The organism is Paraburkholderia sp. RL18-101-BIB-B (assembly GCF_046026985.1).
Classification (GTDB): domain Bacteria; phylum Pseudomonadota; class Gammaproteobacteria; order Burkholderiales; family Burkholderiaceae; genus Paraburkholderia.
The window spans coordinates 162,833-177,445 of sequence record NZ_JARESV010000001.1 but is presented as its reverse complement, the minus strand read 5'-3'; the positions used below and the strand labels follow the sequence as shown (position 1 = coordinate 177,445).

The window sequence follows — 14,613 nt, the reverse complement described above, 5'->3', positions numbered from 1 at the left end:
CGACCCCGGATGTGCCGACGATCTTCAGCGTGCAGCACAAAGAGAAGTGCGGACACTGAAGCTCGTCGGTTGTTGCGCGGCGAGATACCGTTCAACTAACAGCGCAACTCGCCATGGCGAGGAGCGTATGCATCAGAAACGATGGCGAATGCCGACGCGGAATGCCAACTGGTTGTCCGCGCCCGGACCCGACGGACCGAAGAAGCTCGTGCTCGAGCCGATCTGCGCCTGCACATCGCCCGTTGCCGTGTTGTGGCCCGAAGCGATCTGGTAGATACCCAGCGCATACACGTCAGTACGTTTGCTCAGCGCGTAGTCGACGCTCAGGTCACCCTGATTCCAGTGGCCCGTGTTCGCGTTGCTCAAATGCATGTACGTATAGCCCGCGCCGACCGTCAAGGCCGCGGTGAACGCGTATTTCGCGCCTGCATCGTAAGCCGTGAACGTGGTCGCCGCGCCCGTCAGCGTTTCGAAACGCGTATTGGTGTAGAGCGCCCACAGCGTGGCCGCGCCGATCGTGTAACGGCCGCCGACACCGTACGTACGCAGGTCGCGCACGTTGCCTGTCGTCACGTTTGCAAGGGTGGTCGAGAAGGTCGGGACGGCCTGGCTCGGGAAGCGGATGTCCGTGTACGCGGCGCCGACGCTGATCGGGCCGTTCGCGTAGTTTGCCCCGAAGCTATACGCGCGCGACGAACCCGCGACCGGTGCCGCGGCCGTGCCGCTGGCCGGTGCGCCGGCAAAAGCGCCTGCCTGGTTCGAGAAGCCATACAACGCGCCGAACGTGAAGCCGGAGAAGTTCGCGCTGCTGAACTTGACCGCATTGTTGATACGGCTGGACGTCAACTGGTCGACGTCGTTGATGTGATAAGCGTAGTTGCCTGCAACGGTTTGGCTGCCGGTCGAATACGTGCCGCCCAGGTAGTCCGTCGAGAACGAGTACTGGCGGCCGAACGTCAGCGCGCCGACGTTGTTCTGCGACAGACCGACATAAGCCTGACGGCCGAACAGTGCGCCGCCTTGGCTGAGCGTGCCGTTGCCGCTGTTAAAGCCGCCTTCCAATACGAACAGCGCCTTCAGGCCACCGCCCAGATCTTCCGTGCCGCGCAGGCCCCAGCGGCTGCCCGACGCAACGCCGTCGTCGTATTTGACGAGGTGGTCGTGGCCCGTGCCGGCTCGGGCGTTGTTCACGTAGCTGATACCGGCATCGATCAGGCCGTAAAGCGTGACGCTGCTTTGTGCATGTGCGTTGAGCGTCATGCTTCCGAGGACGGCGGTTGCGAGCAGGGTCTTTTTCATCGTTTCCTTCTTCTTATAGGGTGGCTGCGCGGCGCAGGTTGTTGCGCGCGGCGCGAACCGGGTTGGCAAACGGCACCAGACATGAATCGAGCGTCCACGGCAAAGCCGCACGAGGCCGCGCAGGGAAAGATCGATGTCTGAAGAGTGCGATTGAACGGGGGCGAGACGACGACCACGTTGTGCGCGATCGGCGCCGCCTGGTGACGGACGCGTCGGAGCATCGGCGAATCGGTCCGGCGCGCGAGTGTCTTTGAAAAAGCGAGCCGTCTTGTCCCGTTATGTCTTGCGGAATATATCGGCCTGTTAACTTCTCGTAAACGAATTCGTAGGTAGTTGTCGTCTTTATGACACACAGTAAGGTGACGTGCGCCGTGGACACTTGCTGTCCCGCTCGCTATGTTCAAGCGGACATAACCGGAGAGATGGGATGGAAGCTGCGGCAAAGCAGGCGGTCGGAAGCAGATACGTGCTCGAGTCGATGAAATACGCGCAGGGCAAGACGTGGGAAGCCGTGAACCGGCTGGCGCAACGGGTACAGCCTGGCATGCTGGAGACAGAGGCAAAGGCGGAATGCCATAACGTGCTCAACGAAATGGGCATGGACCGTATCTGGCATCCGATTCTGGTGCGCTTTGGCGAAAACACCCTGAAGGTGTTCAAGCAGCCATCGGAAGGCGACCCGCGGCTCAAGGAAGACGATATTTTCTTCGTCGACCTCGGTGTGGTTTGGGATGGGCACGAAGGCGACGCGGGCGCCACCTTCGTGGTCGGCAACGACGCTGAGATGAAGGCCTGCGCGGATGCCGCGAAAACGGTATTCGACGAGGTGGAACACCATTGGCGCACGACCCGCGCTGGCGGAAAAGCGCTATACGACTTTGCGGAGCAGCGCGCGGCCGCGCTCGGTTGGCGTCTGAATCTGGATATCAAGGGCCATCGAGTCAGCGACTTTCCGCACGCGATCTACAAGGCCGGCAACCTGGGCGATTTCGCCGATTGTCCGGACGCCGGCCTGTGGATTCTGGAAATCCAGCTTGCCCATCCGACCCGGCCATTCGGGGCGTTCTATGAAGACTTGCTGGTCTGAGCCTGAATCCGCAGCGAAGCAAGGCGCTCTTCGTTAAGTAAGTTACATCAGGACACCGGCGGCACTCGACCGGGTAGCGGCCGTCGGCAACTCGAAGCAGAAGGTCGTGCCCGTTCCCGCCGTGTCGAGCAGGCGTATCTGGCTATGGTGCAATTGCAGCATGCGCTGGACGATCAGCAGCCCCAGTCCACCGCCCCGATGCGCGCCGCCCGAACTGAATGGACGCTCGAACAGACCTTCGCGCTGCTCGGGCGGAATGCCGGGGCCAGTGTCGCTGACCGTGACCGACACCTTGCCTTCCTTATGCGCGAGATCGACTTCGATCGATCCTTCAGCGGGTGTATGTCGAATCGCGTTGTCGAGCAGATTCGTCAGCACGCGCTCGATCATGCCGAGATCGGCGCAGACGTTGGGCAAGCGTGGCGGAATATTCGCTCGCAACTGAATGTGCCGCGCTTCGGCCGGCAATTCGAATTTCTGAAAGACGTCCTGTACCAGATCGACCAGCGAGAACTGTTCAAGCGCGGGCTGCACGTTGCCGTGTTCGAGCCTCGCCAGTTCGAACAAGGCCTGCGCGAGCCGGCCGACCTTGACGCTTTGCGCGAGCGCGATCGCCAGATAGCGTTTGCGCTCCGTCTCGCCGAGCGTGTCGGACTTCAACGACAGCGTTTCGAGGTAGCCGTGCAGCGAGGTCAACGGTGTGCGCAGGTCGTGCGAAATATTGGCGATCAGTTCGCGGCGCTGCTGGTCCTGCCGCGTCAGCGCACGCCATTGTTCGCCGATGCGGTGCGCCATCTGTGCGAACGTCGCTTCGAGCACGGCGATTTCGTCGCGCCGACCGGCCGGCGATGAACGCGGCACGCTCGGCTGGGTGTCGGGCTCGCCCTCCGCATCGAATCGGCGCATGGCGTCGGTCAGGCGGCGCAGCGGCCGCGTGATCAGGCCGAACGCGGTCAAACCGGCGAGCAATCCCAACAGGGCGACTAGCGCCATCGACCACAACGTCGTGCGCAGCACGGAACTGGCCGCCACGCGCGCGGCGAGCGCATCGTGTTCCTCGCCGAGCAGGACCACGTAAATATAGCCGGACGGCGCCTGTCCGCTCAATTGCAGCGGTGCTGCGCTGAACACCTTTTTACCGTCGACGCTGCGCGGGTCGTCGCCGAGAATCGGCAACGCGTCTCCCGCGATGAACTGCCGGATCGGCGCAAGATTCACCTGCTCGCGCTTGACGTGTCCCGCGGGCGCATCGTCCCCTTTGATGCGCCCTTGATTGTCGAGCAGATAGACCTCGACGCTCGGATTCACCCTCATCAACTGGCCGAACAATTGCCGGACCGCGTCGGGCCGCAAGCCGTTGGCGTCCATCAGCGAATTGCCATGAGCGATATGGTCGGCGAGATTGCGCGACAGGCTCTGTATCACTTCCTTCTCGTGCAGATCGCTCGAGCGGATTTGCAGAAAAGCCGATGCGCCGCAGCATGCCAGCAGCAGCACGGAGAAAACAAGCGAGAGCCGCTGGGTCAGCGTCAGATTCACGATGGGTCCTTCGGTGCGCCGGCGGGCGCCGGTGGCTCGCCGGGCACGGCGAGCTTGTAGCCGCGTCCCCAGACGGTCAGGATGCGCTCGGGTTGGGCCGGATCGGCCTCGATCTTCGCGCGCAGCCGGTTGATATGAGTGTTGACGGTGTGCTCGTAGCCCTCGTGCTGATAGCCCCACACCGCATTGAGCAGGTCCATGCGCGAGAACACTTTGCCGGGATGCTGCGCGAAGTAGTACAGCAGGTCGAATTCGCGCGGCGTGAGTTCGATCGGCTTGCCGTCGACGGCGGCCTCGCGCGTGAGCGGATCGATCGACAACCCGGCGATGCGCAGACTGCCGGCTTCGATTTTCGAGTCTTTCGCCAGCGCGTCGACGCGGCGCAGCAGCGCCTTCACGCGCGCCACCAGTTCGAGCACGGAGAACGGTTTGGCGAGATAGTCGTCCGCGCCGAGTTCAAGGCCGAGAATCCGGTGCACTTCGCTCGAACGGGCGCTGGTGATGATGATCGGCGTATAGCGCGTCATCGCGCGGGCGCGCCGGCAGATTTCCAGTCCGTCGACGCCGGGCAGCATCAGATCGAGGATCAGCGCGTCCCAGCCGCCTTGTTCCAGCAGGCGCAGCCCTTCATTGCCGTCGGCGCTGTGCACGACTTCATAGCGCTCGTCGCGCAAATGCAGGCTCAGCACGTTGGCGATGTCGACGTCGTCTTCGACGATCAGGATGCGCTTCAAATTGTCCATGGTGGGCTTCAGCCGCGGTTCAGGGCGTGGTTGAGGAGAGGGGCCGGGCATGGCCGCCGGGAAAAACGGCCCTTGCGCCATTGTGCAAAATTTCCCGGCAGCGAGTTATCACATTTAATTTAACTTTTCGTGAGGACTTCGACACCGGCGGCGCTCTAGGATGTGGGCACTTTCCGCAGTATCAGGCTTTGGATGAACTGCACACCGGCTGCCGCCTGAGCCAGCGTGCCCACTTTAACCGACCTAAACGAACGTTCGGAACTGACATGTTACTCATCGTTCTCGCCTATCTCGGCGGCGCCCTTACGATTCTCAGCCCGTGCATCCTGCCGGTGCTGCCCTTCGTTTTCGCGCGCGCCGACCAACCTTTCGTGCGCAGCGGCTTGCCCTTGCTGGCGGGCATGGCGCTGACCTTCGCCCTCGTCGCGACGCTTGCCGCGGTGGGCGGCGGCTGGGTCACGCAAGCCAACCAGTACGGCCGCTGGCTGGCTATCGCACTGCTCGCGATCTTCGGGCTGACGCTGCTGTTCCCGCGCTTCGCCGATCATCTGATGCGGCCGCTCGTCAGTGCCGGCAATCGCCTGTCGAATTTCGCGCAGGCCGACGGTCAGCAGGTCCGCGCGGGTTCGTCGTTTCTGCTCGGCATTGCCACCGGCCTGCTGTGGGCGCCGTGCGCCGGTCCGATTCTCGGTCTCGTGCTGACAGGCGCGGCATTGCGCGGCGCGAGCGTCGGCACGACGTTGCTGCTGGCGGCCTACGCGGCTGGTGCGGCGACTTCGCTGGCGGTGGCGCTGCTGATCGGCGGCAAGGTGTTTACGGCGATGAAGCGTTCGCTGGGCGCGGGGGAATGGATTCGTCGCGGCATCGGCGCGTTGATGTTGTGTGGCGTCGCGGCGATCGCGCTCGGTTTCGACACCGGCATACTCGCTCGTGTCTCGACGGTCGCAACTGGCGGGCTCGAACAGAAACTCGTGGATAACCTGTCGCCGAACGCGGCGCCGGGCAAAGCGTCGGCCGCGGGTAATTCGGCCGACGCGTCCGGCGGCGCGATGGCGAGCGCCAACCCTGCACCGCAACCGGCCGCTAACGCCGATGCGGATTCCACCGTGGCCAATGCCGCGCAGGGCGGCGCGATGATGCGCACCGCCGCCGAGGCGGCGCCGCTGCCCGTCGAAGGCGTGCTGCCCCCGTTGAACGGCGCGGTCCAATGGCTGAATTCGCCGCCGCTTACGACGCAGGACTTGCGTGGCAAGGTCGTGCTGGTCGATTTCTGGACTTACTCGTGCATCAACTGCCTGCGCTCGCTGCCGTATGTCAAAGCATGGGCGCAGAAGTACAAGGATCAGGGGCTCGTCGTGATCGGCGTGCATGCGCCGGAATTCGCCTTCGAACGCAATATCGACAACGTGAAGAAAGCCACGCACGACCTCGGCGTCGACTATCCCGTCGCGATCGACAACAACTATGCAATCTGGCGCGCGTTGAACAACCAGTACTGGCCCGCGCACTATTTCGTCGATGCGAAAGGGCAGATCCGTTATCACCATTTCGGCGAAGGCGATTACGCGGAATCCGAGAAGGTGATCCAGCAACTGTTGACCGAAGCGGGCCATGCGAACGCGTCGAAGGTCGCTATCGGTATTGCAAACGGCGGCGCGCAAGGCGTGCAGGCCGCGGCCGACAACGCCGACATGCAATCGCCGGAAACCTACGTCGGTTATCAGCGGGCAGAGAATTTCGCGTCGCCGGGCGGGGAAGTGGCGGACAAGACGCACACGTATGCAGCGCCGTCGCAACCTGGCGTCAACGACTGGGGTCTCGCCGGTTCATGGAACGTGGGCGCGGAGCACGCCACGCTCGCGGCCCCGTCGGGGCACATCGTGTATCGCTTTCATGCACGCGACCTGCATCTGGTGCTCGGTCCGGGCAAGGATGGCAAGCCGGTGCGGTTTCGCGTGAGCGTCGACGGCGCCGCGCCCGGCGCGTCGCACGGCACCGACGTCGCCGCCGATGGCAGCGGCACCGTGACCGGACAGCGTCTCTATCAACTGGTGCGGCAAACCGGCGAAGTCGGGGATCACACTTTCTCGATCGAGTTTCTGGACCCGGGCGTGCAGGCGTTTGCCTTCACGTTCGGCTAAGGCGGCGCGAGCGAGCCGCCTCAACAACTCTCAACTGACCAAAAGGACTGACCATGCGCACGATATCTACCAGCACAGCGTCGCTGCGGAAGCGTTTCTCCGTCACTCGAATCATGGGCCTCGTCGTCGTTGCTCTGGGCGTGGTGGCCGCGCAGCATGTCGCGCATTCGGCCGAAGCCGCCACGAAGATTCCCGTGCCAATACAGGACGAGAAAGCCGCAGCGACGCACAGTGAAACGGCGGTGTTCGCGGGCGGCTGTTTCTGGGGCGTGCAGGGCGTGTTCGAACATGTGCGCGGCGTGAAGCAGGTCGCGTCGGGTTACAGCGGTGGCGCGGCATCGACGGCGCAATACGAAACCGTCAGCGACGGCGATACGGGACACGCGGAGTCGGTGCAGATCACTTACGATCCGGCGCAGATCACGTATGGACGTCTGCTGCAGATATTCTTCTCGGTCGCGCACAATCCTACCGAGTTGGACTATCAGGGCCCCGACCACGGCACGCAATATCGATCGGCAATATTTCCGGTGAATGCAGCGCAGCGCGGTATCGCGCAGTCGTATATCGCGCAGCTCGACAACGCTCATGTGTTCTCGGCGAAAGTCGTGACTCGCGTGGAGGACTTCAAGGGGTTTTATCCGGCGGAAAGTTATCACCAGAACTTCCTCGCGCTGCATCCGGACTACCCGTACATCGCGATCAACGATCTGCCGAAAGTGACTGACTTGAAACGGATGTTTCCGGATCTGTATCGCAACGATCCGGTGTTGTTTATGACGGCGGCGCGATAGGGCGTGAGCTGACGCGCGGACGGGCCGCACTTCTTCTACGATGCGGCCGTCTTCCAGCCGGATATGACGGTCGACCGCGCTGAAATAGCGATCGTCGTGCGAAATCGCGATCAGCGTTCTGCCCTGACGCTTCAGGTCCGGCCGAATCTCGCCATAGAAAATCCAGCGGAAGCTCGGGTCCTGGTTGGCGGCCCATTCGTCGAGCAACATCACCGGGCGGCGTATCCAGATACGCCTGCACCAGCGCGAGCCATTTGCGCTGGCCGGTCGACAGATCGGAAGTGGTGAACGCGCCGTCGCGAACCGACACCTTGTGCGCGATGTCGAGGCGTTCTAGATAGCCGTGCGCTTCCGTCGTCAGCATGCCCTCGCCGGAGATCAGCGTATCCAACAGCTAGTAGTTCGAGAAGACCGCCGAAAAGAGCTGGCGGCGGATGTGTTGCCGGTGCAGATGCCGCGTCGACTTTGCTGGTCGCTGTTGGTTCGTCATCCAAACTAAATGCGGGGATATCGGCGCATCGATTTTTCAGTTCCATTGTGTCCTGGGGCCGACTGAATTTCCGATAAAAAAGGATGCGAACCTATTTCTGCATTTCGTTCGAATTGGCCGGTTTGTTCGGACCAGCGGTTGGCAACGGCTTCAGCGTATTTGTATTACCAATATAAGAATTGCGCGCGAGCAAAAACGACGAACAAAAATACCCTCAATGAGCTGACAAATCAAACATTTACGTTTTCACGCGCGCCATGAGGTAGAGCTTTTCCGTTCACTCTCGTTTGGAAAAGCTTCGGACGGATACTATTGAAATTTTTTGTAATTATCACTTATCGCCCTTGAATCGGACACGTTACGCGGATGAAACGTTTATAATTCGTCTGCCAAAAACTTCTGTAACTAATACCGGACAGATTGGTCGATCACTGCCCCTTCTGTAACAGTTACATCACCGGTTGCTGCGCTGCGATAGGCCGCTTTTCTTAGCGCGAAGCGGCGTTGGCGGAGGCGTGGCTCGCTTCGATTTTGACGCGTCAACACTTTCGCTGCCGCTGGATCGCGCGAAGAAAATCCGCGGGTCGATCGGTTTTTTGGGTTCCGAACCCGACTCGCGAGGCGAGGGCGCCCCTCGGTCGCTGTCGAGTCGACGGGTTCACGTCAATAACGGGCTGTCAACGGTGGACGAAAAAAAATTGCATTAATTTTTCGTTATCCTAACTTTTAAGTCGCGCATATTGGCGCGAAATTTGTTTATCAAATTGAGGTGCACTGACCTGTCAGTGCGAGCCTCGCCAGATGTTCGAGTCGCGTCAGCGGCATGCATTAACCCCTTGTGATGTTTTCCCAGTCATTCGATCGGCGGGATTCTTCATCCCGGCGTCGACAGAATTTTTCACGCTATCGGTGCGCACAGGGTGGAGTTGGTGCACGTTGCGCCGCTGCTCGGCGAAAGTCGGCATGCGAGCGGATGGCAAGTGCGTCCGCTACCGGATAGCAGCACATCAAAGCTTCAGCTTCATCAGCAATGAGCGCGGTCAGCGCGTTCTCAGGTTCACCTCTCTCTGGACTCAATAACGTCAAGGCGGGACGACTGATCGATCTTGCTGAATTCTCGGGGACAACCTGCTTTTAGCGAAACATACGGACAATGACGAGATACTTGAAACTATTGGGCGTTGCATCGGCAACAGTGTTGGCATCGTTTGCCGCGGAAAGCGCGCAGGCTCAGGCAAGCACCATCACGGTCTCAGGGCAGCAATACAAGTTGTGCGCGCAGGAAAATGGCAAGTGCTCATTCCTCGGAACGGGTTCGGTTGTGTTCGGTGCGGTTCCGCCCACCTCGCCCTCGGTGATGTTGAGCGCGCCGCGTACGTTCAGCAACGGCGTCGGTTGCTACGTCGGCGCAGTGTCGCAGTCGGACCCCGCGTTCGGCTATGGCAAGTCTTGCTGGGTTAAAGCGGTTGCCGCAACGCCGACTCCGGCCCCGACTCCCACGCCGGCCCCGACTCCCACGCCGACTCCCACGCCGACTCCGACCCCGGCCCCGGCCCCGGCCCCGACGCCCACGCCAACACCGACCCCGACGCCGACTCCCGCGCCGAGTCCGACTCCGAGCGCGACGCCGTCCCCGACGCCGGGCGGCTCGGCCATGTCGTGCAGCGCGCCGACGCAAACGGCCGGCGGAACCGCGAACGGCGTGATCAGCGCCGACACGCCCACCAGCGACGGCCTGCGCGTGTTCCAGAACAACGCCGCGTTCAAGCTGGCGATTACGACGAACGCACCGAGCGCGGATACCGTCGTCTGGTCCGTAGCGGATTCCAACGGTGCGATCAAGACGCAAGGCAGTTTTGCAGTCAAGGCAGGCGTACAGACCAGCACCATTCCGTGTACGTCGACGTGGTCCGGCTATGGCGCACTCACCGCCACCCTTCGTTCGAACGGCGGCACGTTGCCGAGAAGCGGCACGCGGCCGGTCGGTATCGCGACGTTCGGCGTGTTGCCGAACCTCAGTTCGGCACTGGGCACCGTGACGTATGCGCATCAGGATCAGCACCGCTTCGGCATGCAGGGCTTCAACGGCAACATCGCCGCGCTGCACGCTCTGGGCATCTCGTGGACGATCGACGACCGTCAGGTATCGGCCATGGAACCCAACGGTCCCAATACGTATACGCCGAACGTGAGCGACCTCGATCCGTTCTACAAGGCCAATCCTGATCAGATGCGTATCGTGCGTCTCGATGGACTGCCGGCGTGGGATTCGAAGACTGGTCAGTTCAACGACAGCTACTATGCGCCGTCGAACATGCCTGAGTTCCAGACCTTCATGAGCAAGGTCGGCACCGATACGAGCCTGATCCGCGCCGCCAATTACCCGAATCAGCAAAAGAACTACTATCAGGTAACCTGGGAACCGAGCCTCGGCTGGGCGGATAGCGACGCGAACTTCGTCGCCATGTACAAGGCTGCTTACCAGGGCATTCACTCGACCGATCCGAATGCAGTCGTGATGGGCACCGGCAATCCGTTCGCCGCGAATTGCGACACCTGTACGACGGGTTATCTGCAGAAGTTCGGCGCACTCGGTCTGTGGAATTACATCGATGCAGTCTCAACGCATGGCTACTGGAATGCGGGTACGTACCCGGCCCATCCGCCTGAATTGCAGGACTCCGATCCGAATCCGGCGAACCAGGCCAACGCGCTCGACAACCAGATGACGCAACTGCGTTCGGTCATGCAGGCAGGCAAGCCGAATATGAAGCTTTTCTTCACGGAAGCCGGCGTGAGCTACGATCCGGGTCTTAACTACGGTCCGAATGTGCCGTCGCAGAACCAGTTGTTCGCGCATGCGGCGGTCGGCGTGCGGGCGCATATCATCGTGCTGGGCGGCGGTGCACAGGTCACGACGCTGTTCTACGGTCCCGACTATCCGGGCGAGGTGGGATACGGCTCGTTCTTCGACCTGAACAACGCACAAGGCGCGTTCGGTGCGACGAACCTTTCGCCGAAGCCTGAAGCGATGGCCTTCGCAACGATGACGCGTGTTCTCGACGGCACGAATACGCTGGGCCGCATCAAGAGCGCGCCTGCCGGAGTCTTTGCGTACGGGTTCCAGCAACTGGGCAATGGCAAGGTCGTGACCGCGGCGTGGACCCACAACAACGCGCAGTGGCCGACGAGCAACGGCACGTATAGCCAGAGCTATTCGACCAGCTATTCGCTGCAGGTCGACAACGCTGGCACGTCGGGCAATGTGACGAAGATCGATGGTTACGGCAATGTCAGCACGGTTGCCTACACCAACGGCCAGGTCGCGCTGACCCTCACCGAAGTGCCGCAGTACATCGTGTCGAACAACGCCACGGTTGCCAAGGCCAATGCGACTGTTCCGCTCGGTTACACGGGCCAATAAGCGGCTCGACTAGCGCGCTAAAAAGCAGTCCAATAGGCGCTGAAAACGATCGACGCGCCGCCGAAATGGCGGCGCGTCGATTACGCATCACGGTCAGGTGGGCGATGGCACCCTGTAGCCATTGCGCGCCGATGCCGATCGCAACCACCAAGTCCGACTGCGCTCGCCGCGCGTAAAGACGGAGAGAGCGGCCCGCGCTGCAAGATTCTCTACCCCACGCAACGCCTACCGCTGCGCATTCAAAACCTCGACACCCTTATCCGTAAAGAAAGCGAGCCCGGCGCCGAGCATCGCGTACTGGCTCTTGATCACCGGCATATCGTGCGGAACGGCGTCACGTAGCGCTGCAAGATACTTGGGCGTGAAGATGCGATTCCAGTCGGCGGCAAGCTGATTCGCCGAACCTATCATCTCGTGATGTGTCGCGCTCCAGTTCACACGCAGCGGAAAGTGCACGAAACGCGCCGCCTGCTTCGGGTCGCCTTTCAAAGCGGCGAAATAGAAGCCCTGAGCGCGTGCTTCGAATGCGTCGTCCGTTTCGTCGGTGATCATCCCGTAGCGGTGTCCGGCATTCGCATCCGCGAATGACATTCCTTCGAGAGTGAATTTGACCGGCAAGGTCTTTCCGCCGCCAGTCCAACAGCCGGCAAGGCCCACGCTATTGGAAAAATCGAGTGGCGGGGCGCCGTTCGATCCATTGCCCACGAAGTGCAGGTTGAACGTGCCGTTCGCCTCCTGCAACGTCAGATCGCTGCCGGATTGTTGGCCGGTCAGCGCAATGTCCTTGAGGTAGCGGTAGTAGAAGTAATGCCCTTTGCCGACCACCTTCCCATGCAGCACGAGCGTCATGCCGACCTTCGCTTCGCCGACTGAGCCGGAATACTCGACGCTAGTCGTGTTCTCAGTCTGCGCGAGGGAAGAGTGATTCAGGCTGGTCGAAATGGTCAATAACGCGGCAAGCATCGCGATCGTGCGTCGCCGGGTCAGGCCATGAAGGCGCAATCGAGGTGTGTTCATGCGACGTCCTGCAATTGGAAGTCACGAGGCTAGCATGAACAGCACAGCGCGAGAATCGACCCAGTTCAGACCACTGAACTCCCGGCCGGCCGAAATCGACGGGAAGCCGAGCGTCACATCAAAGCGGCTGCGCAACGTTCGCCATCGCCTCGCGGATGAAAGCGAGCAGCGTTTCATCCGCCCATGTGCCGGCCATCAACTCCGGCTCCGTTTGCAGCGCATGGCGGAACTTGGCCTGCGTACGTGGATCGTCGCCCGCGTAGCTTCTGAAAAGTTCGAGCCAGCGAAGCGCAAGCTCGCGCGCTCGCGATGTCTGCGGTCCGACACCCGCGTCGATCGCATCGCGCACGTCGGCCATAAGTTGCGGCCATTCCATCGCGCGCTTGCCGTAATTGGCGCGCATGAAGCGAATCTCCTCGGGCGACAGATACTTCTCGTAGATCAGCAGCTTGGTTTCGCTAAAGGCGCGCAGCACATAGTCGCGCAACTGCGTCGAAATACCGACGTGCGTTTGCATCGACGGTTCGTTGTCGTGCATCAGATTCAGCTTGGCGAGCAGGCGCGGGTCGCCATTCGTGTCGCGCACGAGCATCGTCATCCAGCGCATCGACAAGGCGCGCGCCTCGTCGCCCTCGGGTGGCGCGCCGCTGTCCATCAAGGTGCGGACCTGGCCGATGAGTTCGGTCCATTCCGGGTTCGGCGTCTGGCTATTGCGGTACATCGGCATGCGTGCGAGTTCGTCTTCGGAGAAATACTTGTCGTACATGGTCATCAACTCCAACGTGATAAGCCAATCGGTCAGCTCCGGTTCCTTGCCGTCAAGCAACACGCCGTGCAGGTCGACGAGGCGTTCGCGCAAGCGCTTCGCCTGGGCAATCTGGCTGTCGAGCATGGCGATCTGCCGCGCGACGATCGACACCAGCGGCGTCTCCGGTTGCGTCAGGCAGGTGTGAATCTCGGCGAGCGCGAGTCCGAAACGGCGCAGCGCCTGGATCTGATGAAGCCGGGCGACGTCGTCGCGGCCGTAGAGCCGGTAGCCGTTCTCAGCACGTGCCGAAGGTGTGAGCAGTCCGATTGCGTCGTAGTGGTGAAGCGTGCGGACGGTCAGTCCGCTGCGCTTCGCAAGTTCTCCCGCTTTCAACAGCATTCGAGCCTCCGGTCAGTATGCACGTGGAGGTTAGAACCTTACGCTACGTGAGGGTCAAGGGGAATCGAGGCCGGATTCGCGCGACCGGCGAACCCCGGGACATGGCATATTGGCGAACGGAGTCATCAACAGGAGCACACCATGCGGATCCAGACCTCTTTCCTTTTCGATCTCGACGGAACGCTGGTCGACAGCGTCTACCAGCACGTGCTGGCCTGGAAAGAAGCGCTCGACAGCGAAGGCATTCCTTTGTCGGTCTGGCGAATTCACCGCAAGATCGGCATGAGCGGCGGGCTCTTCACCAATCAGCTTCTGCGGGAAACGCACGGTGAAATCAGCGCCGAGCGGGTGGAGCGTCTTCGTCATGCTCACGCCGCGGCCTATCAGCGATTGCGCGCGCAGGTATGTCCGCTGCCGGGCGCGCGGGCGTTGCTCGACGCGTTGACGCAAGCCGGAACGCCGTGGGCCGTGGCGACGAGCGGCCGCATGGAGACGGCGGCGCTCAATCTGGAGGCGCTGGGTGTCGATCCCGCGAAGGCGGTGGTCGTGACGCGCGACGACGTCAAATATGCAAAACCGGATCCGGATCTGTTCATCGCCGCGGCCGGGCGGCTCGGCGTGCCGGTCGAAAACACGGTCGTGGTCGGCGACAGCATCTGGGACATGCTCGCGGCGCGGCGCTGTCGTGCGCTGGGTGTGGGCTTGCTGTCGGGCGGGTACGGCACGGAGGAACTCGAACGGGCGGGCGCACTGCGGGTCTACGACGATCCCGCCGATCTGCTGGAGCATCTGGACGAGGTTGCGTCGCGGCCGTAAAGGGCGGCTCTTTATCGCGGATTCCCAGAACGCATAAGCGCTGCCGTTGATCGCCGTGGCGAGTTCGCACGATCGGTGTCAAGGCCCTGTACTATATTGTTCAGCGGAAAACCGCC

At 61.7% G+C, this 14,613-nt stretch carries 10 protein-coding genes; 5 read left to right on the top strand and 5 right to left on the bottom strand.

Translation table 11 applies throughout. The features are described from left to right. Positions 1–132: 132 nt before the first annotated feature. Positions 133–1,299 (bottom strand): porin, encoded by a 1,167-nt coding sequence (locus P0D73_RS00800; protein ID WP_408174984.1) that lies wholly within the window; start codon positions 1,297–1,299, stop codon positions 133–135. A 427-nt stretch (positions 1,300–1,726) separates the two neighbouring features. Here P0D73_RS00800 and P0D73_RS00795 point away from each other — a divergent pair, with 427 nt between their 5' ends. Next, entirely contained in the window at positions 1,727–2,386 is a 660-nt protein-coding gene (locus P0D73_RS00795) for a M24 family metallopeptidase (RefSeq protein ID WP_408281093.1), read from the top strand. Positions 2,387–2,428: 42 nt separating this feature from the next. On the opposite strand, the gene P0D73_RS00790 is transcribed toward P0D73_RS00795, so the two are convergent. Together P0D73_RS00790 and P0D73_RS00785 are read right to left on the bottom strand one after the other, a co-directional pair. Next, complete coding sequence (locus P0D73_RS00790) at positions 2,429–3,925, bottom strand: HAMP domain-containing sensor histidine kinase (RefSeq protein ID WP_408429086.1); 1,497 nt, start codon at positions 3,923–3,925, stop codon at positions 2,429–2,431. Next, positions 3,922–4,668, bottom strand: a complete 747-nt coding sequence (locus P0D73_RS00785) for a response regulator transcription factor (RefSeq protein WP_132377749.1) — start codon at positions 4,666–4,668, stop codon at positions 3,922–3,924. The genes P0D73_RS00790 and P0D73_RS00785 overlap by 4 nt, the downstream gene beginning before the upstream one ends. A gap of 266 nt (positions 4,669–4,934) precedes the next feature. Between P0D73_RS00785 and P0D73_RS00780 the strand changes: the two genes are divergently transcribed. From P0D73_RS00780 to P0D73_RS00770, 3 genes are all read left to right on the top strand, one after another. After that, entirely contained in the window at positions 4,935–6,809 is a 1,875-nt protein-coding gene (locus P0D73_RS00780; protein ID WP_408429084.1) for a cytochrome c biogenesis protein DipZ, read from the top strand. A gap of 53 nt (positions 6,810–6,862) precedes the next feature. After that, on the top strand, positions 6,863–7,603 hold the full coding sequence (gene msrA, locus P0D73_RS00775) for a peptide-methionine (S)-S-oxide reductase MsrA (protein ID WP_408429081.1): 741 nt from the start codon (positions 6,863–6,865) through the stop codon (positions 7,601–7,603). A 1,643-nt stretch (positions 7,604–9,246) separates the two neighbouring features. Further along, positions 9,247–11,517 (top strand): hypothetical protein, encoded by a 2,271-nt coding sequence (locus P0D73_RS00770; protein WP_408429079.1) that lies wholly within the window; start codon positions 9,247–9,249, stop codon positions 11,515–11,517. A gap of 225 nt (positions 11,518–11,742) precedes the next feature. On the opposite strand, the gene P0D73_RS00765 is transcribed toward P0D73_RS00770, so the two are convergent. Further along, positions 11,743–12,534, bottom strand: a complete 792-nt coding sequence (locus P0D73_RS00765; RefSeq protein ID WP_408429077.1) for a hypothetical protein — start codon at positions 12,532–12,534, stop codon at positions 11,743–11,745. A 118-nt stretch (positions 12,535–12,652) separates the two neighbouring features. Further along, positions 12,653–13,681 carry a MerR family transcriptional regulator gene (locus tag P0D73_RS00760; RefSeq protein ID WP_408429074.1) on the bottom strand — a complete coding sequence of 343 codons (1,029 nt, stop codon included), beginning with the start codon at positions 13,679–13,681 and terminating at the stop codon, positions 12,653–12,655. A 141-nt stretch (positions 13,682–13,822) separates the two neighbouring features. Between P0D73_RS00760 and P0D73_RS00755 the strand changes: the two genes are divergently transcribed. Then, positions 13,823–14,497 (top strand): HAD family hydrolase, encoded by a 675-nt coding sequence (locus P0D73_RS00755; RefSeq protein WP_132377739.1) that lies wholly within the window; start codon positions 13,823–13,825, stop codon positions 14,495–14,497. Positions 14,498–14,613: the final 116 nt, after the last annotated feature.